General features: G+C 53.6%; 1 protein-coding gene. It reads left to right on the forward strand.

All coding sequences use genetic code 11. The annotated features are described in order from the left end of the window. Nucleotides 1-89 precede the first annotated feature (89 nt). A complete protein-coding gene (locus ACMV5H_RS25540) occupies nucleotides 90-1,064 on the forward strand; it encodes an IS30 family transposase (RefSeq protein ID WP_414822805.1) in 975 nt (324 codons plus the stop codon). The last annotated feature ends 35 nt before the right edge of the window (nucleotides 1,065-1,099 follow it).

The raw sequence follows: 1,099 nt of genomic DNA on the forward strand, positions 1-1,099 counted from the left end.
GCCCCATTCCCACTCGAAACGCAACAAAGTGACCCACTGGCCAGACCCGGATAAAATCACCGCTCTGGCCCTACTGGAGAGCCTGTTGCATGCAGGGAAAACATCTGACTCAGAAAGAGCGGTTCTACATCGAAAAGCGGCGTGGTGAAGGTGTCAACCAAGCCACCATCGCCCGAGAGCTTGAGCTTCCTCGCTCGACCATCAGCAGGGAACTCAGACGCAATACCGACCCCACTTTCAACGGTGTCTACTGCTGTAGAAGGGCGGATACTCTGGCCCGAGGGCGGCGTCATAAGCCTCTGCCAGACAATGCTTTCCACCAGTTGGAGCCACACATTCAGGACTTCATCCGGCAGGCGCTTTCCACCCATACCTCGCCTGAAGTCATCAGTGGCCGCCTGCAACTGGAATTCGGTGTCTCTGTCAGCAAAAATACTCTCTATCGCTATATCCAGCAGGAGCGACAGGCTGGCGGCGACCTGTATCAGCAACTTCCTCACCGGGGAAAACGCTATAGCTACAATGCCGAAAACCTCAAACGAGGCCCTATTCCCAACCGTGTTGGCATTGAGCATCGCCCAGCGGAAGCCGACCTCAAACAGGAACCTGGGCATTTCGAGATTGACACCATTTTTGGCAAAGACCAGAAGTCATTCCTGCTCACTCTCGTAGATAAGTCCTTGAAAACCGTCATCATTCGTAAGTTGCCCAATAAGCGGTCGGAGACCGTGGTTGCCGCGTTCAGGGACATTGAGGCAAATACCTTCTGCGAGTTTAAAACCCTGACCGCTGATAACGGCCCTGAATTTGCCTTACACGAGCAAATCACGGAAATCACAGGGGCGCAGGTCTACTTTGCACGCCCATACCATTCCTGGGAGCGCGGCCTGAATGAGCATACCAACGGGCTGATACGGCGCTTTTACCCCAAGGGAACAGACTTCAGTCAGGTGAGCCATCGCAAGATTGCTGAACTCGAACACATACTCAACACACGAGGGAGAAAATCTCTGGGCTATCGCTCCCCCAATGAGGTATTTTTAACACACTTACAGGCGGCATAAGCCCCCTGGGTTTTGTTGCGTTTCGAGTGGGAATG

This window comes from Serratia sp. N21D137 (assembly GCF_047530005.1).
GTDB lineage: Bacteria > Pseudomonadota > Gammaproteobacteria > Enterobacterales > Enterobacteriaceae > Chania > Chania fonticola_B.